The 22435-nt window shown below is 69.0% G+C and carries 21 protein-coding genes; 11 read left to right on the forward strand and 10 right to left on the reverse strand.

Annotation, left to right across the window (positions count from 1 at the left end):
* Positions 1-14: 14 nt before the first annotated feature.
* From NK1_RS12710 to NK1_RS12745, 8 genes are read right to left on the reverse strand one after another with little or no spacing between them, the layout of a single operon-like run.
* Entirely contained in the window at positions 15-968 is a 954-nt protein-coding gene (locus NK1_RS12710) for an MlaD family protein (RefSeq protein ID WP_063008737.1), read from the reverse strand.
* A complete protein-coding gene (locus NK1_RS12715; RefSeq protein WP_063008738.1) occupies positions 965-1984 on the reverse strand; it encodes an MlaD family protein in 1020 nt (339 codons plus the stop codon). The genes NK1_RS12710 and NK1_RS12715 overlap by 4 nt, the downstream gene beginning before the upstream one ends.
* Entirely contained in the window at positions 1981-3042 is a 1062-nt protein-coding gene (locus NK1_RS12720) for an MlaD family protein (protein ID WP_063008739.1), read from the reverse strand. The genes NK1_RS12715 and NK1_RS12720 overlap by 4 nt, the downstream gene beginning before the upstream one ends.
* Before the next feature lies 1 nt (position 3043).
* On the reverse strand, positions 3044-4093 hold the full coding sequence (locus NK1_RS12725; protein ID WP_063008740.1) for an MlaD family protein: 1050 nt from the start codon (positions 4091-4093) through the stop codon (positions 3044-3046).
* On the reverse strand, positions 4090-5106 hold the full coding sequence (locus NK1_RS12730) for an MlaD family protein (protein WP_063008741.1): 1017 nt from the start codon (positions 5104-5106) through the stop codon (positions 4090-4092). Before NK1_RS12730 ends, NK1_RS12725 begins: the two co-directional genes overlap by 4 nt.
* Positions 5103-6125, reverse strand: coding sequence for an MlaD family protein (locus NK1_RS12735; RefSeq protein WP_063008742.1), 1023 nt, complete (start codon positions 6123-6125; stop codon positions 5103-5105). The genes NK1_RS12730 and NK1_RS12735 overlap by 4 nt, the downstream gene beginning before the upstream one ends.
* Before the next feature lie 3 nt (positions 6126-6128).
* Entirely contained in the window at positions 6129-7004 is an 876-nt protein-coding gene (locus NK1_RS12740; RefSeq protein ID WP_063008743.1) for an ABC transporter permease, read from the reverse strand.
* The gene (locus NK1_RS12745) at positions 7004-7867 is read right to left on the reverse strand and encodes an MlaE family ABC transporter permease (RefSeq protein ID WP_084460835.1); all 864 of its coding nucleotides are present in this window, start codon (positions 7865-7867) and stop codon (positions 7004-7006) included. The genes NK1_RS12740 and NK1_RS12745 overlap by 1 nt, the downstream gene beginning before the upstream one ends.
* Positions 7868-8223: 356 nt before the next feature.
* Between NK1_RS12745 and NK1_RS12750 the strand changes: the two genes are divergently transcribed.
* From NK1_RS12750 to NK1_RS12770, 5 genes are all read left to right on the forward strand, one after another.
* Entirely contained in the window at positions 8224-9054 is an 831-nt protein-coding gene (locus NK1_RS12750) for an oxygenase MpaB family protein (protein WP_167354257.1), read from the forward strand.
* A 40-nt stretch (positions 9055-9094) separates the two neighbouring features.
* Positions 9095-9979 carry an oxygenase MpaB family protein gene (locus NK1_RS12755; RefSeq protein WP_063008745.1) on the forward strand — a complete coding sequence of 295 codons (885 nt, stop codon included), beginning with the start codon at positions 9095-9097 and terminating at the stop codon, positions 9977-9979.
* A gap of 27 nt (positions 9980-10006) precedes the next feature.
* Positions 10007-10999 (forward strand): oxygenase MpaB family protein, encoded by a 993-nt coding sequence (locus tag NK1_RS12760; RefSeq protein ID WP_063008746.1) that lies wholly within the window; start codon positions 10007-10009, stop codon positions 10997-10999.
* A gap of 141 nt (positions 11000-11140) precedes the next feature.
* A complete protein-coding gene (locus NK1_RS12765) occupies positions 11141-11785 on the forward strand; it encodes a TetR/AcrR family transcriptional regulator (RefSeq protein WP_063008747.1) in 645 nt (214 codons plus the stop codon).
* A 581-nt stretch (positions 11786-12366) separates the two neighbouring features.
* Positions 12367-13230 carry an AfsR/SARP family transcriptional regulator gene (locus tag NK1_RS12770; protein WP_084460822.1) on the forward strand — a complete coding sequence of 288 codons (864 nt, stop codon included), beginning with the start codon at positions 12367-12369 and terminating at the stop codon, positions 13228-13230.
* A gap of 10 nt (positions 13231-13240) precedes the next feature.
* Here NK1_RS12770 and NK1_RS12775 read toward each other — a convergent pair whose 3' ends face one another.
* Both NK1_RS12775 and accD read right to left on the reverse strand, forming a co-directional pair.
* Positions 13241-14599 carry an acetyl-CoA carboxylase biotin carboxylase subunit gene (locus NK1_RS12775; RefSeq protein WP_063008821.1) on the reverse strand — a complete coding sequence of 453 codons (1359 nt, stop codon included), beginning with the start codon at positions 14597-14599 and terminating at the stop codon, positions 13241-13243.
* Between the two features lie 10 nt (positions 14600-14609).
* A complete protein-coding gene (gene accD / locus NK1_RS12780) occupies positions 14610-16280 on the reverse strand; it encodes an acetyl-CoA carboxylase, carboxyltransferase subunit beta (protein WP_218023113.1) in 1671 nt (556 codons plus the stop codon).
* A 213-nt stretch (positions 16281-16493) separates the two neighbouring features.
* On the opposite strand from accD, the gene NK1_RS12785 reads away from it, so the two are divergent.
* The 6 genes from NK1_RS12785 to NK1_RS12810 are packed head-to-tail and all read left to right on the forward strand — an operon-like array spanning position 16494 to position 22413.
* Positions 16494-17762 (forward strand): beta-ketoacyl-[acyl-carrier-protein] synthase family protein, encoded by a 1269-nt coding sequence (locus NK1_RS12785; protein ID WP_063008750.1) that lies wholly within the window; start codon positions 16494-16496, stop codon positions 17760-17762.
* A complete protein-coding gene (locus tag NK1_RS12790) occupies positions 17759-18973 on the forward strand; it encodes a ketosynthase chain-length factor (RefSeq protein WP_063008751.1) in 1215 nt (404 codons plus the stop codon). The genes NK1_RS12785 and NK1_RS12790 overlap by 4 nt, the downstream gene beginning before the upstream one ends.
* 50 nt (positions 18974-19023) lie before the next feature.
* Positions 19024-19281 (forward strand): acyl carrier protein, encoded by a 258-nt coding sequence (locus NK1_RS12795; RefSeq protein WP_030515841.1) that lies wholly within the window; start codon positions 19024-19026, stop codon positions 19279-19281.
* Positions 19278-20228, forward strand: coding sequence for an aromatase/cyclase (locus NK1_RS12800; RefSeq protein WP_063008752.1), 951 nt, complete (start codon positions 19278-19280; stop codon positions 20226-20228). Before NK1_RS12795 ends, NK1_RS12800 begins: the two co-directional genes overlap by 4 nt.
* A complete protein-coding gene (locus NK1_RS35685) occupies positions 20225-21157 on the forward strand; it encodes an MBL fold metallo-hydrolase (RefSeq protein ID WP_063008753.1) in 933 nt (310 codons plus the stop codon). Before NK1_RS12800 ends, NK1_RS35685 begins: the two co-directional genes overlap by 4 nt.
* Positions 21145-22413, forward strand: a complete 1269-nt coding sequence (locus tag NK1_RS12810; protein ID WP_245660464.1) for an FAD-dependent oxidoreductase — start codon at positions 21145-21147, stop codon at positions 22411-22413. Before NK1_RS35685 ends, NK1_RS12810 begins: the two co-directional genes overlap by 13 nt.
* The last annotated feature ends 22 nt before the right edge of the window (positions 22414-22435 follow it).

Raw genomic sequence — 22435 nt, forward strand, 5'->3', positions numbered from 1 at the left:
GGCATACAACGAGTTCAGTGATCCGGTGCGACGAGCGCGATGCGCAGGCGGTCGCCGGGCAACGCGGTCAGCGCCTGCTGCAACAGCGCGCCCAGATCGACGGCTCCCAGCAGCGGACCCGCGGCCCGGGTGACCGGCCGCAGCGCGACGCCCACTGCCCCGAGTTCGGGCGCGAGGCGCTGCAGATACTCGACGAGTTGGTTCTCCTGGTCGTGCCACGACCCGAGAATCTCCTTGCCGCGCAACTGCCGTGAGCCCTGGAACAGGTATTCGTACGACACCCCCAGCGTCGCGCCGAACCCGTCGAGTTGTGGTGGCGCCGCGGTCAGGGCGGGTGCGATCCAGTCGGTGTCGTGCATCATCCACATCAGGTTCCGCAACGCCGTCTGCATCGAATCCTGATGGGCGAGCAGGGTTGTCAGCAGCAGGTCGGCGCCGCGGCCGATCTCCGGCAGCGCGGTGTCGAGCCCGGTCACCGCCTGAGCGAACGTGTCCACGACGCGGGCGGCCTGCTGAGGGTCGATCTGGCCGAGCAGATCCGAGGAGGCCGACAGCAGTTGCGCCACCGAGGCCGGTATCCGCACGGTGCCGGTCAGGTGCGCATCGTCGGCCAGCCAGGGCCCGTCCGTGCTCTGCGGCAGGAAGGAGAAGACGGGTTCGCCCATGGCCGAGAGGGTTTCGACTCGCATCGCGGCCGCCACCGGGATGCGGTAGTTCTCGTCGTAGGACAGCCGCAGCCGCACCCCGCCCGCGACCGCACCGACCTCGTCGACGCGACCGATGACGACCCCGCGACAAACCACGTCGGAGCCGGCGCGCAGGCCCCCGGCCTCGCTCATCTCGACCGTCGCATGCCGCATCCGCACCGCCGGATCCACACCGAGCACGCCGACGGCGAGATAGGTGCCGCCGAGCAGCATGACGGCGACCAGCGCGATGCCCGAGAGCCAGGCCGGAATCCGATTCATCGCAGTGCTCCGATCACTTGCAGCAGCACCACGGCATCCTTGGTCACATCGCCCTGTCCCTCGACGGTGACCTGCCGGATGTCGACGTTCGGGCCGAGCAGGAACGGAATCATCTTGTCGCGGGCCAGCGCGAGCGCATCGGCGCCGTTGCCGTCGAGTTCGGTGGCGTGCGCGGAGGGCTGCCGCAGCAGCGGGCCGAGGGTGGCGAGGAAGTCGTTGACGTGCGGCAGCCGCGGGATCAGCCAATCCAGGCCGGTGGTCAGGGTGTTGATATCGATGACGACATCGAGGACGGCGGTCATGAAGTGCGGGACACGTTCGAGCCGTCGGCGGGCGGTGTCGGAGAACATGAATCCGAGGCGCTCGCGCATATCGTGCAAGCGCTGGGACAGGTTCGCGGTGGCGGCGAGGGTGCGATCGAGTTCGGCGGTCCCGGCCGCGGCATCGCGGAGATCGGCGGCCACACCCGCGGCCAGGTCCCTCGTCTCCCCGGCACTGTCGGGCAGGACGCTGTCGAGCCGCGCGATGGCGTCCTGCAGGCGGGTGATGCTGCCGCCGTTGACGAAGGTGGCGATGCGCTGCAGCATCTCCTCGACCTGCGGTCCCGGGTCGGTATCGCGCAGCGGGATCGTGTCGCCGTCGCCGAGCAGTGGCCCGGCGCCGTACGCCGGGGGAAGCAGCGCCAGATAGATGTCGCCGAGTACCGTCGTCTGCCGCAGCTCGGCGCGCGTACCGCGCGGCAGCCGCACCGAGGAGCGGATCTCGACGTGGGCGACCGCGGCGCCGGCAGTCAGCTCGATCGAGCGCAGCGAACCGACCTCGGCGCCGTTGCTGCGTACCCGGGCACCCGCGGGCAGGCTCAGTACCGAGGAGAACTCGATGCTCAACCGGTAGGTGGGGCCGGTGACGCCGGTGCCCGGCATCACATAGTTGCTCGGATTGAATCCGCAAGCGGTCGAACATATTCCGGCGAGCACGAGCACTGCCGCCAGGACGGCGCGGATCGGGGGGATCATCGGGCCGCTCCGATCATCGAGAACAGCAGCTGCGGCAGCGATATCGGCCCGGCGCATCGTGCCGGATCGGCAATCGGCAGGCGTCCGCACAGCGCGGCCGCATCGACCGCCGGTGGCCGATAGCCGAACGACACCGCCCCCGCCGGGCCGTCGATCATGTCGCGCAGCATGGCGATCACGCCCGGGATGCGATCCAGCAGATCCTTCGACTGTTCGGTGCGCGTCCGAATCAAGGTGACAACCGGAACCGCGGAGTTCAGGGCGTCCATCAACATCGGAAAGTGTTGCGTGAACAACCGATCCAGCGGCCCTACCGCGTCGCCGAGCTTGCCCACCACCACCTTCGTCAGCTCCAGCAGATGTTCGATCAGTTCGAGCCCGGGCCCGAAGGTGGTGAGGGTGGTCCTGAGGTCGTCCCATTCGCCGGTGACGAAGGCACTCAGTTCGGCACTGGTGTCGATCAGCTGCCCGAGCTCGTTCATGAATGTGTCCGGCGCCGACATCAGTGTCGCCAGGTCGCGCAGGCCGGCGTCGAGAGTGGTTCCCAGACCGGCGGTTTCGCGGTCGGCGCCGGCCAGCATGGCCTGCAGCGGCGGTATGCCGGTGGCATCGGGTGTGGTGAGTTGACGCGCCAGTTTCGCGAACGAGTCCAGGGCGTCGGACGCGCTCAACGGCACGGTCGTGCGGTCCTGGGAAATACACTGCGCCGCAGCCAGTTCCGGTCCGGCGTGATAGGTGGCACCGACCAGTTCCACGCGACGGTCGGTGAGGATCGACGAATTGATCACGGCGGCACGAACTTCGGCGGGCAGGCGGCGCTCGTCGATGGTCATCTCCACGCGCACCCGGCCGCCGTCGGGTCGCACGGCACGGACCTTGCCGACGGCGATACCGCGAACGGTGACGGCCGCGTCGGTGTAGAGGCCGTAGGTGGTGTCGAAGTACGCGCACAGCGAGCGGCTCCGAGCGTTCTCGTGCTGCCGATACACCACGACGCCCGCCGCGGCGACGGCCACGGCGAGGACCGCGAGCGCCACCCGTAAACCGTTGCGCCGCATCTCAACACGCCTTCCCAGGTACCGGCAGGCACACATCCGGCGGTGCCACGGTCAGCCCGCTCTGGTCGAGCAGCGCCTTCCCGTCGGGGCCGGCGAGCCGCCCGAGTGCGCTGAGGGTGTCGGTGAGTTCGCCGGTCACCTGATCGGTCCAGGCCAGTAGTCGGCCGGCGTCGTCGCGGGTCTGCTCGAGCGGCGGCAGCAGCGGTTCGACCTTCGCGGCGTAGGGCCCGGCCAGGAAGTCGAACAGGGTGGCGACGATGGTCGCGGTGGCGTCGGCGAAGGTGCGCACCTTCTCGCGGACGGCGACGATCTGCGGGCCGAGCAGCGCATAGGCGTGCAACACCTCGGTGAGCATCGCCCGGTCGTTGCCCACCGCGGCCAGATATTCGTCGGAGATGCCCAGCAATTGTTCGATCTGCTGCTTCTGCGCGGCCAGCAGTTCGACCACCTTGCCCAGATCGGTGACCGAGCGGCGAATCGAATCCGGCGCGCCCGACAGCGCCGCGGCCGCCCCCGACATATCGGCACGCAGGGCGCCGAGGTCGACGCGCTCGGTGACCGAATGCGATTGCGCGACAATATCGGCGACCGCGAACGGCAGATGGGTGCGAGCGGCCGGAATGGCGCCGTGCAACGAGCCGGCGCCGGCAGGGGTCAACGCGATGTACAGTCCCCCGACCGGGGTCAGCATCCGCACGTCCGCGCCGGTCGCATCGCCGAGGCGCACCGAGGATTTCACCGAGAACTCGACCTCCACGTCGTCGTCACGCAGTCGCAGCGACAGCACCCGCCCCACCGGGATACCGGCGACCCGCACCCCTTCCCCACCGTGTAATCCCCCGGCCTCGGGCAGCAGCACCGTGTGCGTGACGTACCCGGGCGGGCGCAGGTAGAGCACGCCGAGCGTCGCCAGCACGACGGTGACCACCACGACGGTGAGCAGCGCCCACACCGTCTGCGTGCGCGGGGAGGCGTGTTCGGCGCCGAGCCGGATCCCCGGCGAGCGGGCAGCGGCGCCCGGGCGCGGATCGGCGGTGCGGAGGGCGATCATCGGTGGCTCCCGTTGCAGATCGTCAGCTGCCGTCCCGACAGCAGCACGCCCGCTGTGACCGGCAGCGGGAATGTTCCCGCGCTGCATCGGCTTTCGGCGGCCTCCTGCGGGATCAGGCGCACGAGTCCGTCCAGCAGTCCGGGCAGCAGCGAGAGGCTGTGCACGGCGGCGCGGGTGTCGGGTATCGACTCGTCGATGCGGCGGGTGAGGTCGTCGCCGTGGTCGCGGGCGCCGAGGAACAGCAGCGACATCGAATCCACCAGGCGCACCACCTCACTCAACTCGACCGACCCGGTGTCCATCAGCGAGAGGAATTCGCTCATCCGGCTCGCGATGGGCATGAAGATCGAATGGAACACCCCGAGCATGGCTTCCAGATTCTGCGAGCGCCCGCCGAGCTTGTCCGACAGCGATTGCAGATTGTCGATGATCGTGGTGAGCAACGCGGTGCGGTCTCCGGCATAGGACGCCAGCGTGGTGATATCGCGCAGGACGGGCGCGAGATCACCGTTGCTGCCGTCGATGACCGCCGCGAGCGTGCGCGCCAGCCGGTTGTACACCTCCGGATCGGCGTCGTGGAGCAGCGGCCGCAAACCGTTGAAGACCGTGGTGATGTCGAAGGAGTCGAGGGTGTCGATGACGATCTCGTCCGGACGCAGCGGCCGGCCGTCGCGGCCGCGGATCAGCTCCACATATCGCTGGCCGGTGAGGTTCTGGAATTTGATCGCCAGCCGGTCGGTCTCGCGCAGCCGGTAGTCGGTGCGCACGGTGAGGGTGACCAGTGCCCGGTTGTCCGGGGTGAGGTCGATACCGGTGATCTTGCCGATCTGCACCCCGCGCAGCCGCACATCGCCGTTGGCCTGCAAGCCGAATACATCGCCGAACCGGGCGCGGTAGGTGGCGGTGGCGCCGCCGACGGGCCGCTGGATCGCCTGCCCGATCAGCACCGCGAGCACGGCGACCACGGCCGCGAGGACGGCCAGTCGCAGCGCCGCCTGGCGCGGTGTCTTCATCGGCCCGCTCCCGCACTCTGCAGGGGTGTGCGGAACGCGGGGAAGTTCCGCAACAGGATCTCGGTGTCGAGGGTTACGCGGTCGCCGTCGCGGTGCCATGCCCCGCCGAGCCCGGTGATCAGCCGGTGGACCTGGGCGGCGTCCACGTCGCGCAGCCCGCGGTCGGCCGGAATCAGCAAGTCCAGCACCATATCCATCGAGTCGGAGAAGGGGCCGAGGGCACCGACGAGCCGACCGGCGAAGGAGAACACCAGATTCGACACCTCGGTGATGGTGTCGTTGGCCAAGCCCACCTGCCGGTCGTCGTCGAGGGCCCGCACCGAGGCCAGTGCGTCGAGCAGACCCAGCGCCGACGGCGTGAACGCGGCCACCCCCTCGGCCGTACCCGCCAGTTTCGGCAGCAGCTGCGAGACCGGAAGGTCCTGCGCGCGTTGGATCGCGCGCAAGGTCAGCAGCGCCGAGGCGACCAGCGGTGCGGTGCGCGCGGTCAGGCGCGCGGCGCCGTCGACGGAGACGGCCAATCGTCCGGTGACCACATCGACCAGGGCCCGTCCCGAATCGCGCAGAATCCGGGTGACCGTGTCGTTGTCCACTCGATCGCCCAGATCCACCACCGTGTCCGGGCCGATCGGCGCGCCGCCGGGTGCGGGTGTCAATTCCAGTGCGGTGGTGCCGAAGACGTTGGCCGAGACGAACCGCGCCTGCACGGTGGTCGACAGTTCACGCAGCCGCGCCGGGTCGACGCTCACCGTGAGCAGTTGCCGATCCGTTCCCCGCGGGTGCACCGCGGTGATCGAGCCGATCGACAGTCCGCGCATCCGCACCTGCGTACCCGTGGCGACGCCGTCACCGAGCACGCTCACCGCCAGGCCGAAGCGGACCTGACCGTGGCGGTCGGGTTGTGTTGCGCGCCAGGCGGTTACCGCGACCACTGCCGCGATCACCAGCACCACCAGACCACGGGCGCGCAATCCCCACGGTCCGGGTCCGCGTTCGGAATGAAGTCTGCCCACCGCCATCGTTCACCCCGAGAAATCGAAGCCGGTGTGCAGACCCCACATGACCACGGTCAGCCCCATGTCGCAGATCGTGATGAGCACGAGGCTGGCGCGGATCGCGCGGCCGGAGGCGATGCCGACGCCCTCCGGACCGCCGGTGGCGTAGAAACCCTGATAGGCGTGCACCAGGGTGACCACCGCGACGAAGACGACGACCTTGATCAGCGAATAGCCGAGATCTGTTGCGGAGACGAACATTCCGAAGTAGTGGTCGTAGGCGCCCGACGCCTGGCCGTGCACGACGGTGACGGTGAAGCGCGTGGTGAAGAATCCCAGCGCGAGCGCGATCAGATACGCCGGAACCACGGTGGCGATTCCGGCGACGAGCCGAGCCGACACGACGTACGGCACCGGGTCGATCGCCTGTGCCTCCAGCGCGTCGATCTCCTCGGAAATCCGCATCGCCCCGACCTCGGCGGTGATCCGGCAGCCGGCCTGAGCCGCGTATCCGACGGCCGCGATGAGCGGCGCCAGCTCCCGCGGATTCGCGAAGGCCGACATGGCGCCCGCCATCGGGCCGATGCCGAGGGTGTCGAGCAGGCTGGAGCCGATCAGCCCGATCATGCCGCCCGCCACCACGCCCATCACCGCGAGCACCGGCGCAACCCCACCGCCTACGATCACCGCGCGGCCGTTTCCCCAGGCCAGGTCGGTGAAGAGGGCGATCGTATGCCGGCGGTGCCGGCGCAGCGCATGCCCGATGCCGCGCGCGGCATTTCCACCGAAGCCGAGTTGGTGGCCTAGTTCCTCGAGCGGAACCCACACGCGCCCCGCGTGTCTCGTCCAGCGCAGCCCGTAGGGCCGATACGCCGCCGCAACACCGACCCGCGCGCTCGCCATCACAGCACCCTGGCCGGAACGAAGAGCAGGGTGATCTGCGTGATCGCGAGATTCACGACCAGGCAGGCCAGAATGCCCAGCACCACAGCGGCATTCACGGCATCGGCGACGCCTTTGGGTCCGCCTTGGGCCTCGAGGCCGCGGTCACAGGCGACCACCGCGACCAGATATCCGAAGATCGTCGCCTTGCCGAGACAGATCAGCAGATCGGTCACCGAGGCGAAACTGCCGAACGACAACCAGTACGAGCCCGGCGCGACGCCTTGTCCGACGGCGGCGACGACGAAGCTCGCCAGGATGCTCATCACGATGATCAGCACCGACAGCATCGGCGCGATCACCGCCATGGCCAGCAGCCGCGGCGCGACCAGCCGCTGATGTGGGTCGACGCCCATCGTCCGCATCGCGTCGATCTCCTCGCGGATCGTGCGCGAGGCGAGGTCGGAGGCGATCGCCGAACCGCCGGCGCCACCGACGAGCAAGGCCGCTGCCAGCGGGGCGATCTGCTGCATGACGCCCATCCCGCCGACCGCGCCGGCCATCGAACTCGCCCCCACGTCGGAGGCGACGCTGCCCACCTGAACCGCGACGACCACGCCCATCGGCAGTGAGATCAGGATGGCTGGCCAGATCGAGACCGAGACGAAGAACCAGCCCTGTACCAACGCTTCTCGCAGCGGGAACCGGCCTGTCGCCGCGTCGGTGAGCAGGACGGCGGTGGAGCGGGCGCCCAGCCGCACCACCCGGCCCAGCGACCGCAGACCGGTGGCGACGAACCGCCCGGGCGCGGCGCGCTGGATCGGTGCGTCGGGCAGCGCGCCGGATTCCGCCTCCGGCGCCGTGGGGTCGGTGAACGCACCCATATCTGCCTCCAGCCCGAGCAACACTGCCCGGTGGATAGAGAACCGATGATCACTTATGGTCCGGTCGGCGCTCCCACGACCGGAAAGACTGATAGAAGACTGCCCTAGGTCTATCAGTCATGGTGGCATATTCCGTTCGCGCCGCGGGGCGGAATTCGAAGTTTCCGACAAGAGATCGGAGGCCGCCCGAGCAGTGGAAGGACCCGGCGTTGAGAGACTTTCGGTTGCCATCTATCAAACCGGAGCGATCCATGTCACACTCATTGATAGTTACAGAGGCACATTTCTATCAACTCGACAGCGCTCTCGGCGCCGAGGGAGAGGGCCGGGAGATGACTACTCGAGAACGAGAACCGGTGACAACTTCTGCGGTGCGCCCGGTGGGGCCGGGATCGGCGACCTGGCGCTGGGGCGTCGACTGGCGCGCGGTCCTCGCGAGCCGGGCGATCCTGCTGCTGGAGGTCGCCCATCCGGTCGTCGGCGCAGGCGTCATGGACCATTCCGAATTCCTCAGCGACCGATGGTCCCGCATCACCCGCACACTGGCGTCGGTGCGACGTATCAACGGATTTCACGGATCCGAGGCCGCGGTCGCGGAAGGGCTGCGGTTGCGCGAGATCCACCGCGACATCACCGGAACCGATGCGCGGGGGCGGCGCTATCACGCATTGAACGCCGACGCCTATCTGTGGGTGCACGCCACCGGATACGCCGGCCCCGCGCAGGTGCGCGGCATCTTCGACGGCCGGATCGACGACGACCGCGAGGAGGCGCTGTTCCATGAGTGGCGCGACCTCGCCGGCGTCCTGCGCATTCCCGAACGCGTCGTTCCGCGCAGCCGGGCCGAGTTCTGGGAGCACTACCGGCACACGGTCACCGACGTCCTGGAACGCAACGACGCCACGGACCTGCTTCTCGAACTCGACCGCCACCCCATGCCGGTCCCGCCGAAACTCCATACGCCGCAGGTGGTCTGGAACGGATTCGCCGTGCCGCTGGCCGCCCTGTTGCGCCTCACCACCGCCGGCATGATGCCACCCGAGCTGCGGGAGCGGCTGGGCGTGGCGTGGACACCGGCCCGCGAGCGGCAGTTCGACCGCGCCGTCACCGCCGTGCGTGCGCTGGACCGGGTACTGCCCGAGGCGGTGCGCCATCCGGTCGCCCGCCGCACCGACGTCCTGCCCTGAATCCCCTGCCCCGTCGCCGACGCCGGAAAAGGTAGCTCCCATGTCCCAGCCGATGCCCGCCGATCCGGGCCCCGCCACGCTCGTCCCGCGCGCCCGCCACCGCGACACCGACGCGGTGGACACGGTGTTTCTCGCCGACGAGATCTCGGCGTGGCTGTCACCGGCCTACGGCGCCGCGAACGTCGTCATGCAACTGGCCAACGCCGGCGTCGCCTACGGCGTCATGGAGAGCACCGTGGACAGCGGCAATCTGCACAAACATCCGATCAAACGCGGCCGCACCACCATGACCTACATCGCGGTGGCCGTGGCCGGCAATGCCCAGGACCGCCGCATCTATCGCGAGGCGGTGAACGCGGCACACCGCCAGGTGCGGTCCAGGCCGCGAAGTCCGGTGTCCTACAACGCTTTCGATCCGCGGCTGCAACTGTGGGTCGCGGCCTGTATGGCGGCGGTGTTCGAGGACACGCGGCGGCTGCGCGGCGGGCGCACCCGCCACGACCCCGAAACCGTCCATCGAGCCGCGGCGGTGTTCGCGACGACCCTGCAGGTGCCGCCCGAGTTGTGGCCGGCCGACCGTGCGGCATTCGAGCGCTACCGCACCGAACAACTCGATCGGCTCGATTTCGACGACCGCATGCGCGAATTCCTCATCGGCATCGCGCGGCTCGATTTCCTGCCGGCGCCGGTGTCGGCGGTGCTCGGAAACTGGAATCTGTTCATGACTCTCGGCTATCTGCCGCCGCAGCTACGCCGCAAACTGGGCTTTCGCTGGACCGCCGCCGAACAGCGCCGCTTCGATCGCTGGCAGCGAGTGCTGCGCGGGTTCGACCGGCTCACCCCGCCCGTCGTGGTGCGCCTGGGCATGCGCGCCACGGTGTGGGATATGCGCCTGCGCTACATCACCGGCGCCACCGTCGTCTGACCGCATTCGTTCGAAGGAAAGATCATCGTGACATCTGAAAGCAGCGCGCCCGCACGCACTCTCGCTCCCGAACCGGAACTCACCGTCGACGGCGAAGCGGTCGAGCTCATCGCCCCGGACTCGCTGACCGCCGAGATGGTCGGCCACTGGACCTACCTGATCCTGGAGGCCGCCGCCTTCCTGATGCAGGGCATGCATCCGGTGATCGCCGAGGTCACCGATCGCTATTCCATCGCTCGCACCGATCCGGGCGGGCGCGCGATCCGCTCGGTGGATTCGGTGCTGCGCTGGACCTACGGCGGACTCGAGGCGGTCGAGGAGGGCCGGCGGCTGCGGTCGCTGCATCAGCCGCTGACCATGCGCAACGCCGACGGCAAACACATCAGTGCCTTGGATCCCGGTGCGTACCAATGGGTTATCGCCACCGCCTACATCACCACCCTCAACGCCGGACCGCTGTTGATCGGGCGGGAATTCACCGTTGCCGAACAGGAGGAGTTGCTGCGCGACAACCGCCGCCTCGCGCGCCTGCTGCGCGTCCCGATGAAGGGCTATCCCGCCAGCCGCGCCGAATTCGAGCGCTACTTCGACCGGATGATCGACACGACACTCGAGGCCCGCCCGGAAACGCTGGACAGTGTCGACCAGCTGCGCCACGGCAAGGGCCGGCCCGAGGCGATGGCACGGATCCCCGCGCCGGTGCGCCCGCTGGTCGAGTTCGCGCTGCGCCCGGCCATGCGGATGACGTACCTGGCGTTGATCGCCGCCATGGACCCGCGGATCCGGGCCATGCTCGACATCGAACCGACCCGCCGCGAACAGCGGCAGGTGCGGGTCGTCTTCACCGCGGTGCGGGTGGCCTACCGGATACTGCCGGACCGGCTGACCTACTTCCCCCTCGCCTACCACGCCCGCAAACACCATCAGTGCATCCAGGCCATGAAGCGCCGCGAGCTGAAGTCGGCGGCCTACCGGGTGCGCCCGAAGCAGCCGTTGCGGCCCGCTCCCGATCCGAAGTGAGGGCGATGACGGATTCCCGCCATCGCGCGCTGGCCGAAGATGTGCGCTGGTCCCGTAACCGGGCGCCCTGTGCACCGGACGGGCCCGATGACGGTGATACAAAGGGTGGACAACCCGCATCGCCGATCACAGGGAGTCCCGGTGACAGATCCCGCACGTCTCGCCGGCCTGATCCCCGGCGGGCTGGACACCCTGGATCCGACCGCCCGCAAGATCGTCACCGCCGCCCGAATGTGCTTCACCGACAACGGTTTCGCCGAGACCACCATGCAGCGCATCGCCGAGACCGCGGGGGTGGGCGTGGCCACCGTCTACCGCCGGTTCGGTCACAAACAGCATCTGGTCCGCCTGGCCATCCTGGACGAGGCGCTGCGCCTGACCACGCTGCTCGCCGAGGTGGCCGACCACGCCACCGGCCCGGAGGAGGCGACCACCGAGGTGTTCGCCGCCTTCGTGCACGAGGCGTCGGCGCCGAAACTGCTCACCCGCAGCATCCGCGAATCGCCGGCCGCCGGGGAACTCACCGACTTCCTCACCGACGACACCGCCATCGGCGTCTCCCGCACGCTCGTCACCAACCATCTGCGGCGCTGGCAGGACACCGGTCAACTGGCCGCCGACCTGGACCTCGCCATCGTCGGGGAAATGATCGCCCGGCTGATGATGTCACTGATCGAAACTCCGGCCTCCGTCATCCCGCTGCAGGACACCGCGAAGGCCCGCGACTTCGCCCGCACCTATCTGGTGCCACTACTACAGACCTGGCGCGTCGCGCCCGGCAGCTAACGGCCCGAACCGCCGCCGCGGCCCGCGCCGGCCCGCCCACGCTGTGCAACAACGTCGGCAGCGGAACCATTGCCCTGCAGTCGAATCTGCACCGCCCCTTCCTCGGCGTGCGCCTCACCACCGGCGAACACACCGACACCGAAGGTGCCTCGAGCGATACGCTGGGCGAATTGTTCTGCGGCACAACTCAACCGGAGAACGTGGCAGCACTACAGCAACTTGCCGGCCGCTGGAACCGGCGACTACTTCGACGGCACCACCGACTATCCGGCCGACGCCGCGGCGGTCGCCGAACTCCTCACCGGAACCTGACCGGAACTGGCGGTCCGCAGCGGCTCGAAACGGATTCCGCTCGGCCGCAACCGGTTCCGACGATGCACCGCACTATCACCTAGTCGAGCGTCCAAATTATTCTCACCTGCGAAAACATATGTGAGAACAAGACGGCCGTACGGCGTTAACGGTATGATCACAGTGGGTTTACGGTCTCGCCACAACGGCCTCGGTACTCTGAAACGGTCTACAGCGACGTATGATTCTCTGCTCATCGCACAGCAATTCATGCTACAAGGGGACGCTACGTGTCGAATCCTGTGTATGCCCGCGTTCTGGGCCCTTTGACCCTCGCCCTCGACAATCGCAATGCGACGCCGACCGCCCAGAAACAACGGCAATTGCTGGCCTTGTTGTTGATTCGGCATTCGACGGTGGTTCCGGTCACGACACTCATCGAAGAGCTGTGGAACGACGATCCGCCTCGCAGCGCGATAACGGTCGTGCAGACCTATGTCCTGGGAATCCGAAAGAAGATGGCGCAGTATCTGGAGGTCGATCAGGGCGAAATCGCGGACAGATATCTCCGCACCTGGAGCAAGGGTTATATGTTCGACGCCCAGGATTGTGTACTGGACGTGCGCGACTACCGCACGATGACCGATGCCGCCCGCTGCGCGTTGAATGCCGGTGACGATCTGCGCGCGGTGGATCTGTTCACCGCGGCCGAAGCGCTGTGGACCGGTCCGGCGCTGCTGGACGTCGAGTGCGGCCTGCCTTTGTCGGCCGAGTTGTCGCATCTGGAACAGGTGCGGCTGACCGACCTCGAGCTGCGCATCGAAGCCCAGCTGCGGCTGGGCCGCTACCGGGAGGTCTGCCCCGACCTGGCACGACTGACCGCGGAACAGCCCCTGCACGAACGACTGCAGGCGTACTACATGTACGCGCTGTGCCGTTCCGGCCGACGCCATCGCGCCCTCGAGTCCTACCATGAATTCGCCCGTTCCCTGCAGCGGGAGCTCGGCCTGGATCCGTGCGTCAAACTGCGCCGATTACACAACGACATCCTCAACGCCTCCGACGAATCGGTGACCCTGATGCTCGAACGCCGGCACGCCGGATATCTGATCGGCTGGCAGGCGGGCGCGCAACGCTCGGCCACGCCCGCCTGATCCGGCACGCTCATTCCGGGGCGGTACCCTCGAACATTTCCTCCACCAGAGCGGTGGTATGGGTACCGGCTCGGAATTTCGGCTGATCGAGGACGTCCAGCAGGAATTCGCGCGTGGTGCACAATCTTTCGCCGCGCACCCGGAATTCGGCCAGCGCCCGGTTCATCCGCGCTATCGCGGCATCGCGGTCGGGGGCCCACACGATCACCTTCGCGAGCAGTGAATCGTAGTCCGGCGGAACCGAATAACCCGCCCGGATATGGGTGTCGATTCGCGTGAACGGACCGCCGGGCGCGGTGAATTCGGAAATCCTCGCGGGCGTCGGCGCGAATCCGGCCGCCGGATTCTCGGCATTGATCCGGCATTCGATCGCGGCGCCCTTCGGCTGAATGCGGTCCTGTGTCCATGCCAGGGGTTCGCCGGCGGCGATCCGGATCTGCTCGGCGATCAGGTCGATACCGGTGACCATTTCGGTGACCGGATGTTCGACCTGAATTCGGCAATTCACTTCCATGAAGTAGTAGTTGCCGGCCGAGTCGAGCAGGAATTCGACGGTGCCCGCTCCGGTGTATCCGGCGGCGAGGACCCCGTCGACCGCGGACCGGCCGATCCGGGCGGCCAACCCGTCCGGTAGCCGCGGCGCAGGTGACTCCTCCACCAGTTTCTGGTGCCTGCGCTGCACCGAGCAGTCCCGTTCGCCGAGATGGACGCCCGCGCCGAAGCTGTCGCACAGCACCTGGACCTCCACGTGCCGGGCACCGTCGAGATACCTCTCGACATACACCCGGCTGTCGCCGAAGAGCATCCCGGCCGTGGCACGAGTGTCCCGGTAGGCCCGGGCGAAATCGGCGCCGTCGTGCACCACCGCCATCCCGCGCCCGCCGCCACCGGCGGCGGCCTTGATGATCACCGGGTACCCGATCCGGTCCGCGAGCGCCTGTGCCTCGTCGAAGTCGAGCGCGTCGAGACTGCCCGGAAGCAGCGGCAGTCCGGCTTTGGCCATCAGCGTGCGGGCCGACTGCTTGTCACCCAGCTCGGCCATGACGTCCGCGGGCGGTCCGATCAGCGTGACCCCGGCGGCCCGGCAGGCATCGGCGAAATCCGGTGACTCCGAAAGGAATCCGTAGCCCGGATGGATGGCGTCGGCGCCGGTGATCTCCGCGGCCGTCAAGACGGCGGCCGCGTCGAGATAGCTGCGTTTGGCCGCGGCCGGACCGATCCGCACGGCCTCGTCGGCGAATTCCACGACCGCCGAATCGTGGTCGGCCGCCGAATAGACCGCCACCGTGGGCACGCCCATCTCACGGCAGGTGCGGGCGACACGCAGCGCGATCTCACCGCGGTTGGCGATCAGGATCTTGTCGAACATCGCGCCTCCCTCACGCCGCCGTGCGGGCGGCCACCGGAACACCGAAGCGACGGAATCTGGCTCGCCGCTCGGCCGCCAACTCCTCGCCGCTGCGCCCGATCAAGGCCCGCAGCGTCTCGGCCAGGGCGGAGTGCAGCCGCTCGGCCGCCACCCGTGGCGCCGTGGCGCCGTCGTGGCCGGGCAGGACACCGTCGACGATGCCCAGCCGCAGCAGCTCGCGAGCGGTGAGGTGCAGTGCCGCAGCGGCTTCGGCCGAGGCGCTCGGATCGTTCCACACGATGGCCGCACACCCTTCGGGGCTGATCACCGAGTAGACCGAGTCGGCCAGCATCAGCACGCGATTGGCGACCGCGAGCGCCAGCGCGCCGCCGCTGCCGCCCTCGCCGATCACCACACTGATCACCGGAACGCGCAGGGCCGACATCAGGCGGATGTTCTCGGCGATGGCCACAGCCTGGCCCTGTTCCTCGGCGGTCGCTCCCGGATAGGCGCCGGGGGTGTCGACGAGCGTGACGACGGGCAGCCCGAGCTTTTCGGCCAGGCGCATGAGCCGGGCGGCCTTGCGATATCCCGGCGGCGTGGGCATGCCGAAGTTGCGTGCCATGAGCTCCTTGGGATCGTGCCCCTTCTGCTGGCCGATCACCATCACCGGCCGGTCGCCGAGCCAGGCCGGACCGCCGACGACGGCGGGACAGTCGGCACCGATGCGGTCGCCGCGCAGTTCGAGGAATCCGTCGAACGCGAGAGCCACATAGTCCAGGGCGGTGGGCCGGCTGATCTCACGCGCCCGGCGGACCTGGACCCAGGCCTCGGTCTCGGGCAGCGAATGCGGATCGGTGACGATCTCGGCCGCCGCACCCGGTTCGCCGGTGGGGTCGACCGGACCCGCGATGCGCAGCAGCGAACCCAGCGTCGCGCGCAGGCCCGAGCGGGGCACGATCATATCGATGAGGCCGTGTTCGAGCAGGAATTCCGCGGTCTGGAACCGCGGCGGCAGTTCCTGGCGGATCGTCTGCTCGATGACCCGGCGCCCGGCGAAGCCGAGCCGGGCGCCCGGTTCGGCGATCAGCACGTCGGTCAGCGTCGCGAACGACGCGGCGACACCGCCGTAGGTCGGATCGGTGATCAGGCTGACGGTGAGGATGCCCGCGCGATCGAGCTGCTCGAGCGCGGCGCTGGTCTTGGCCATCTGCATCAGCGACAGCGGCCCCTCCTGCATCCGGGCGCCGCCGGACGCGGTGACCAGAAGCAGCGGAATACGCTCGGCCAGAGCGTATTCCGCCGCCACGGTGATCATCTCACCGACCGCGGTACCCAGGCTGCCACCGAGGAAGCGGAAGTCCATCGCGACGATCACCACCGCGGCGCCCTCGATGCGTGCGGTCGCGCACACCACCGCATCCCGCAGCCCGGTGCGTGCCCGCGCACCGGACAGCCGGTCGGCATACGGCACGACATCGTGGAAGTTCAGCGGGTCGTCCTCGGTGCCGGCGATCGGCAGCGGCTCGAACCGGCCCTCGTCGGCCAGCTGGCGCAATCGCTGCTCGGCGGACAGCGTGGTGTGTCGGCCGCATTCACCGCAGACGCCCAGGTCGCGGTCGAAACGCTTGCGATACAGCGGAATCCGGCAGCCCGGGCACAGTACCCAGTCCGCGGTGTGGGAGCTTGGCGGCGTCTTCACGGGGTGTCTCCTGTGCTCGATCGGCCACGGTCAGCCGGACCGCAGCGTCCGGTGTGCTCAGGTTCGCCCCGCGCGCTCGAGGACAACTCGATCGCGGTGCTCGAGCGGGGCTAGAGCGGCCCGCTTCACCCTGATCGTGATCTCGGGGACTTTCGGGACTCTTCGGCGAGAAGGGACAACAGCTGTGTACGCCAATGCATTCGGAGGTTCGTTATGAACCGTCGCGTCGTCGTGACCGGGCTCGGGGTGCGTGCGCCCGGCGGCAACGGCAAGAACGAATTCTGGAAGTTGCTGTCGGACGGGCGCACCGCCACCCGCCGGATCAGCTTCTTCGACGCCTCCCCCTACCGGTCCCAGGTGGCGGGCGAGGCCGATTTCGACGCTGTCCGGGAAGGGTTGTCACCCAGGGAGATTCGGCGCATGGATCGCGCCGCCCAGTTCGCGGTGGTGTGTGCCCGCGAAGCGGTGGCCGACAGCGGACTCGCTGTGGACACGCTCGACCCGCAGCGCATCGGCGTCAGCCTCGGCAGTGCCGTGGCCGCGGCGACGAGCCTGGAACAGGAATATCTGGTGCTGTCGGACTCCGGCCGCGACTGGGTGGTCGACGAGAAGCACGTCTCGCCCTACATGTTCGACTACATGGTGCCGAGTGTGATGCCGGCCGAGGTGGCGTGGAGTGTGGGCGCCGAGGGCCCGGTGGCCATGGTGTCCAACGGGTGCACCTCCGGACTCGACTCGGTCGGGCACGCGGTGCAGTTGATCCGTGAGGGCTCCGCCGACGTGGTGCTGGCCGGCGCCGCCGATACCCCGATCACGCCGATCGTGGTGGCCTGCTTCGACGCGATCAAGGCGACCACGCCGCGCAACGACGACGCCGAGCACGCCTCGCGCCCGTTCGACAACTCGCGCAACGGTTTCGTCCTCGCCGAAGGGGCGGCGATGTTCGTGCTCGAGGACTACGACAGCGCCCGCCGCCGCGGCGCGCGCATCTACGCCGAGATCACCGGTTATGCGACGCGCTGCAACGCCTACCACATGACCGGCCTCAAGGCCGACGGGCGCGAGATGGCCGAGGCGATCCGGGTGGCTCTCGACGAATCGCGGGTCGATCCCACCGCCGTCGACTACGTCAACGCGCACGGGTCGGGCACCCGCCAGAACGACCGCCACGAAACCGCCGCGGTGAAGCGCAGTCTCGGCGAGCACGCCTACGGCACTCCCATGAGCTCGATCAAATCGATGGTGGGTCATTCACTGGGCGCCATCGGTTCGGTGGAGATCGCGGCCTGCCTGCTCGCGCTGCAGCACCAGGTGGTGCCGCCGACGGCGAATCTGCACGAGCCGGATCCGGAATGCGATCTCGACTACGTCCCGCTCACCGCCCGCGACCACCGCATCGACACCGTACTGAGCGTCGGCAGCGGCTTCGGCGGCTTCCAGAGCGCCATGGTGCTGCGCCGGCCGCAGGGGGTGCCGGCATGAGCGTCGTGACGGGAATGGGCGTGGTGGCGCCCAACGGGCTGGGCCTGGACCACTACTGGGATGCGGTGCTGGCCGGCCGCGGCGCGATCGCACCGCTGACCCGATTCGACACCACCGGATTCGGCGCCACGCTGGCCGGCCAGGTCGCCGAGTTCGACGCCGGCAAATACTTGCCGAGCCGGCTGCTGCCGCAGACCGACGTCTCCACGCGGATGGCACTGGTGGCCGCGCAGTGGGCTCTCGACGACGCGAAGGTCGACACCACCGCACTCACCGACTACGGCATGGGTGTGGTCACCGGAAACGCTTCCGGCGGTTTCGAATTCACCCACCGCGAATTCAACAAGCTGTGGTCGCGCGGCTCCGAGCACGTGAGCGTGTACGAATCGTTCGCCTGGTTCTACGCGGTGAACACCGGCCAGATCTCGATCCGCCACGGCATGCGCGGACCGAGCAGCGCCCTGGTCGCCGATCAGGCCGGTGGCCTCGACGCGGTCGGGCACGCCCGGCGCACCGTGCGGCGCGGCACTCCCCTGGTGGTCACCGGCGGCGTCGATTCGGCGCTCGACCCGTGGGGCTGGGTTTCCCATATCGCGGCCGGAACCGTCAGCACCGCAACCGATCCCGCACGCGCCTATCTTCCGTTCGACGCGCACGCGGCGGGTAACGTGCCCGGCGAGGGCGGGGCCATGCTGGTACTCGAGGACGCGGCGGCGGCCCAGGCACGCGGTGTGCCCGACTGTTACGGCGAAATCGCGGGGTACGCGCAGACTTTCGATCCGCCTCCGGGTTCGCCGCGCCCGCCGGGACTGCAGCGGGCGATCGAGCTGGCGCTCGCCGATGCCGGACTGCGCAGCGACGACATCGATGTGGTCTTCGCCGATGCCGCCGGCGTGCCCGAGGCCGACCGCGCCGAGGCGGCCGCCCTCGACGCCGTCTTCGGTCCCGGCGGGGTCCCGGTGACCGCCACGAAACCGCTCACCGGGCGGCTGTTCTCCGGTGCGGGCCCGCTCGACATCGTCACCTGCCTGCTGGCCATGCGCGACGCGGTGATCCCGCCGACCGTGGCCACCACCGAACTGGCCGAAGGATGCGGGATCGATCTGGTCCGCGGCGAACCGCGCTCGGCCGACCTCGGCGCCGGGCTCGTCCTCGCCCGCGGCCGATGGGGTTTCAACTCCGCAGTGGTCGTCCGCGCGCACCCGCGCTGACCCCGCACAGCAATCGCAGTATCCCTTCCGAATGCACTCAGGAGCACATCATGACCATCACCATCGACACCCTGCGCCGAATTCTCGTGGCCTGCGCCGGCGGCGACGAGGACGCCCCCGAACTCGCCGGTGACATCGCCGAGGTCGAGTTCGAGGAACTCGGCTACGACTCGCTGGCACTGATCGAAACCGCCTCGCGCATCCAGCGCGAGTTCGGGGTGACAGTGCCCGAGGAACAGCTCATCGACGTCAAGACCCCGCAGGAGCTGATCGACATCGTCAACCAGCAGCTGGCGGGTGTGGCATGACGATCCGCACGACGCACACCCGGGTCGTCGGGGCGCCCGCGGACGAGGTCTACGGGCTGGTCGCCGACGTCGGCCGCTGGCCGGTGATCTTCGAACCGTCCGTGCTGGTACGGCATCTGCACCGCGGGGCCGACGAGGAGCGGTTCCGGCTGTGGGCGACGGTGAACGGTCAGGTCACCGACTGGACCTCGCGCCGGACCCTGGATCCCGCCGGCCGGCGCATCACCTTCGAGCAGGAACGCAGCCGGGCGCCGATCGCCTCCATGGGCGGGCAGTGGAGTTTCGACGAAACCGGCCCGCGCACAACGACTGTCACCCTCGATCATCACTTCACCGTGGCCGACGGTGTGGATCCGGACGTGATCACCGGTGCGGTCGACCGCAACAGCGTCACCGAACTGGCCGCGCTGGCACGGATCGCCGAGCTGGGGCATCCGGTCGACGACATCATCGTCACCTTCGAGGACCGCGTGACGCTGGATGCGACGGCAGCCGAACTCTACGACTTCATCTACCACAGCGACCGCTGGCCCGACCACGTTCCACACGTCGGCCGGGTGGATCTCACCGAAGACACCGACGGCGTGCAGCTGATGGAGATGGACACCGTCACCGAGGGCGGTATCCCGCACACCACCCGCTCGATCCGGATCTGTGTCCCGTCCGAACGCATCGACTACAAACAGCAGCTGCCGCCCGCGATGCTGTTCGGGCACAGCGGCGCATGGGAATTCGCCGACGGCCCCGCCGGAGTGGTGGTCCTCGCCCGGCACACGGTGGCGATCAACCCTGCCGCCGCGCGCGAAATCCTCGGCCCCGGTACCGGACTCGCCGAGGCCCGCGCCTATCTCGGCGAAGCCCTGGGCACCAACAGCCGCAACACCCTGCTGTGCGCGGCGCAGTACATCGCGGCCCGCCGCGCCGAATCCGCGAAATCACCGTCATGACCACGACCGGAAGTCCGCAGCTCGCCGAGCCGGTGGTGCAGGAGGTGGCCGACGGTGTCTTCGCCTACACCCACGGCCACGGCGGCTGGTGCGTCAGCAACGCCGGTGTCGTCGCCGGGCCCGACGGCGCGCTGGTGATCGATACCCTCGCCACCGAGGACCGCACCCGCGCCCTGATCGAGCACGTCGATCGCGTCGCCGGCGGGCCGGCGCGCACCGTGGTCAACACCCATCACCACGGCGACCACAATTTCGGCAACCATCTGTTCGGGCCGGCCGCGGTCCTCGTCGGACACGATCGGATCCGCGCCGAGATGATCGAGACCGGGCTGGCTCTGACACAGCTGTGGCCGCAGGTCCGGTGGGGCGACGTGCGAGTCACGCCGCCCACCCTCACCTTCTCCGACCGGCTGACCCTGCACGTCGGCGAGCGGCGCGTGGAGCTGATCCATCTGGGTCCGGCGGCGCACACAACCAACGATGTGGTGGCGTGGCTGCCCGCGGAGAAGGTGCTGTTCGCCGGGGATCTGGTGATGTCGGGCGCGGCGCCGTTCTGCTTGTTCGGTTCGGTCGAGGGCACCCTCGCCGCGATCCGGACATTGTCCGAGCTCGGCGCGGAAACCGTTGTGGCAGGCCATGGCCCGGTCACCGGACCGGAGATCTTCGATCAGACGACCCGGTATCTGGAATGGATCGGCAGGTTGGCGCTCGACGGCCGGGCGTTGGGGCTGACTCCGCTCGGGATCGCCCTGGAGGCCGATCCCGGCGAGTTCGCGGATCTGGTGGATGCCGAGCGGGTGGTCGGCAATCTCCATCGCGCCTATGCCGAGGCGGACGGCGCGGCGCCGGGCGCGCCGCTGGATGTGCTCACCATCTTCGACGAGATGGTCGGCTACAACGACGGCCGGGTCCCGACGTGCCTGGCCTGAGCGAGCGCGGCGAGCGAGAGACAGTCACAGCCGAGACCGTCGATGTGTGTGTGGTCGGCGGCGGACCGGCGGGACTGGTCGCCGGTGTGCTGCTGGCCCGGTCCGGAGCGAAAGTCATTGTGCTGGAGAAACATCCGGACTTCCTGCGCGACTTCCGCGGCGACACGGTCCACCCGTCGACGCTGACGGTGATGGACGAACTCGGGCTCGCCGACGAATTTCTCCGGCTGCCGCATGTGCGGGCTCCGCGGCTGCCGATGGCGACCGCGCTGGGGCCGGTCGTGTTCGCCGACTTCGCCCGGCTGCCCGGCCGGTTTCCGTTCGTGGCGTTCATGCCGCAGTGGGACGTGCTGAACTTCCTCGCCGAAACCGGCCGCCGCTATCCGGGATTCCGTCTGCTGCAGCGGGCGGAGGTCACCGAACTGCTCGAGTCCGGCGGCGTCGTCGACGGCGTGCGCGCTGCCACCCCGGACGGTCGGGTGGAGGTGCGGGCCCGGCTCGTGATCGCCGCCGACGGACGGAATTCGTTGGTGCGCACCAGCGGTGCGCTGGCGGTGGCGGCGAGCCGGGCGCCGATGGACGTGTTGTGGTTCCGGGTGGGCAAACCCGAGGGCGAGAGCCTGCCGACCGTGCGCAGCGGCAAGGGTTTCTTCATCGTCTGCATCGATCGCGGCGACTATCTGCAGGTCGCCTACATGATCCCCAAGGGTGGTTTCGAGACGATCCGCGCTGCCGGCCTGCCCGGGTTCCGGGCGCAGCTCGCGGCGATCTATCCGGCACTGGCGCCGGGGCTCGAGACCGCGATCCGCGACTGGGACGATGTGAAACCGCTCGACGTGCGGGTGGACCGGCTGCGGCACTGGTGCCGGCCCGGCCTGCTGGCCATCGGCGACGCCGCGCACGCGATGTCGCCGGCGGGTGGCGTCGGAATCAATCTCGCGGTCCAGGACGCGGTCGCCGCCGCGCGGCTGCTGGCGCCGACACTGGCCGCGGGCGGTGTGCCGAGCCTCGCGCAGTTGCGCGCGGTGCAACGCCGCCGCGAATTCCCCATGCGGATAGTGCAATTCGCGCAGTTGCGTCTGCTCGCCGACCTGTATCCGAACGCGGGAGGACCCAGCACCGACAAGCCGTTGCTGGCCCGGCTGCTGCGTCGTTTCCCCGGACTCTCGCATGTGGTGGCACGGGTGATCGGCCTCGGGATCCGGCCCGAGCACGTCCCGCCCGCACACGGCGACCAGCTCGTTTCCAGTACCTGATTCCCCTACCCAGGAGGACCTG

The organism is Nocardia kruczakiae NBRC 101016, assembly GCF_001612965.1.
GTDB classification, from domain to species: Bacteria; Actinomycetota; Actinomycetes; order Mycobacteriales; family Mycobacteriaceae; genus Nocardia; species Nocardia kruczakiae.

Bases quoted from the DNA above. Each gene is read 5' to 3' on its own strand.
- NK1_RS35685 (WP_063008753.1), top strand. From the start codon at position 20,225: ATGACCACGACCGGAAGTCCGCAGCTCGCCGAGCCGGTGGTGCAGGAG.
- NK1_RS12740 (WP_063008743.1), bottom strand. From the start codon at position 7,004: ATGGCGAGCGCGCGGGTCGGTGTTGCGGCGGCGTATCGGCCCTACGGG.
- NK1_RS12790 (WP_063008751.1), top strand. From the start codon at position 17,759: ATGAGCGTCGTGACGGGAATGGGCGTGGTGGCGCCCAACGGGCTGGGC.
- NK1_RS12730 (WP_063008741.1), bottom strand. From the start codon at position 5,106: ATGAAGACACCGCGCCAGGCGGCGCTGCGACTGGCCGTCCTCGCGGCC.
- NK1_RS12755 (WP_063008745.1), top strand. From the start codon at position 9,095: ATGTCCCAGCCGATGCCCGCCGATCCGGGCCCCGCCACGCTCGTCCCG.
- NK1_RS12800 (WP_063008752.1), top strand. From the start codon at position 19,278: ATGACGATCCGCACGACGCACACCCGGGTCGTCGGGGCGCCCGCGGAC.
- NK1_RS12715 (WP_063008738.1), bottom strand. From the start codon at position 1,984: ATGATCCCCCCGATCCGCGCCGTCCTGGCGGCAGTGCTCGTGCTCGCC.
- NK1_RS12745 (WP_084460835.1), bottom strand. From the start codon at position 7,867: ATGGGTGCGTTCACCGACCCCACGGCGCCGGAGGCGGAATCCGGCGCG.
- NK1_RS12775 (WP_063008821.1), bottom strand. From the start codon at position 14,599: ATGTTCGACAAGATCCTGATCGCCAACCGCGGTGAGATCGCGCTGCGT.
- NK1_RS12735 (WP_063008742.1), bottom strand. From the start codon at position 6,125: ATGGCGGTGGGCAGACTTCATTCCGAACGCGGACCCGGACCGTGGGGA.
- NK1_RS12795 (WP_030515841.1), top strand. From the start codon at position 19,024: ATGACCATCACCATCGACACCCTGCGCCGAATTCTCGTGGCCTGCGCC.
- NK1_RS12785 (WP_063008750.1), top strand. From the start codon at position 16,494: ATGAACCGTCGCGTCGTCGTGACCGGGCTCGGGGTGCGTGCGCCCGGC.
- NK1_RS12720 (WP_063008739.1), bottom strand. From the start codon at position 3,042: ATGCGGCGCAACGGTTTACGGGTGGCGCTCGCGGTCCTCGCCGTGGCC.
- NK1_RS12710 (WP_063008737.1), bottom strand. From the start codon at position 968: ATGAATCGGATTCCGGCCTGGCTCTCGGGCATCGCGCTGGTCGCCGTC.
- NK1_RS12725 (WP_063008740.1), bottom strand. From the start codon at position 4,093: ATGATCGCCCTCCGCACCGCCGATCCGCGCCCGGGCGCCGCTGCCCGC.